Source organism: Vagococcus sp. WN80Y (assembly GCF_059621045.1).
In genome coordinates this window covers 1-979 of record NZ_JCAQHY010000044.1, presented here as the reverse complement: position 1 = coordinate 979, position 979 = coordinate 1, and the positions used below count along the sequence as shown (strand labels likewise).

General features: G+C 39.3%; 1 protein-coding gene. It reads left to right on the top strand.

Annotated elements, in window-relative coordinates; translation table 11 throughout:
* Positions 1 to 410 (top strand): recombinase family protein (locus AC5KOD_RS02555; RefSeq protein ID WP_496912975.1); only part of this gene is annotated, 410 nt, incomplete at its 5' end.
* Positions 411 to 979: the final 569 nt, after the last annotated feature.

Sequence of the window (979 nt, the reverse complement as noted above, 5' to 3'; positions counted from 1 at the left end):
GTGACACCTTTGTGATTTTTAAATTGGACCGACTTGCTAGAGGAACGAATCAATTATTACAGCTACTTGAAAGCTTTGAAGAACGGCAAATTAATTTTGTCAGCATTCAAAACAACATCAATACCTCTACTCCGATGGGTCGCTTTTTCTTTACTGTCATGAGTGCCTTTGCCGAGATGGAGGCGGAGTTAATTCGGGAACGCGTAACCGCCGGCTTAGAGGCGGCTAGAGAAAAAGGAACAACACTAGGGCGACCTAGTCGTACCAAAGAAGTAGATCAAGCCATTAGATTGTATCAAGAAACAGACTTATCTGTTGGAGAAATCGCTAAGCACTGTCAGATCTCAGCGCCTACTATCTATCATAATTTAAGAAAAAGAGGGATTCCTTGTCGGAGTGTCTCATCCTAATAGCTTATTTGTAGAGTAATAGTCGATTCTGTCAGTCCTCTTCAAGAACAGCCTTTTATTTTATTAGATATCAGCTCGAAAAATTCATCATGAAGATTTAGTTCTTTTGAAGATGCCTAAGTCATGCCTGATGGTTTTCAGCTGTATAGCCAATTTCTGTACTATGCTGTAACAAGACTGATTTTGTCATCCTCTCTTTTCTTTTGATTGACTACGACTTCCCAACAGGGTTCAGATCTACGTCCTAGTCTAATTGATGGCAGTGAAAAGAAACACTTGCCTAACTCATGCCTTTTTAACTAGTCGCTTCTTAGTAAAAATCTTCCTAACACCTGATATAACACGCTTTTCTGATGGTTACTAGCAAAAAAAGGCAACAATCTTACCCCAAAAGCACGAGTTAGACACTTTTACATTGACTAAAAATTATGTCAGAATGAACTCAACGCGTCATCTTGATATCTTCTCCTAATCATAAGGAGGAGCAAAAATGAACACATCAGTTGTTTTTTTTGAATCAGGCACATTAGATTTATCTTGCCACACCGTAAGCGAGGAGCACCTCCTCA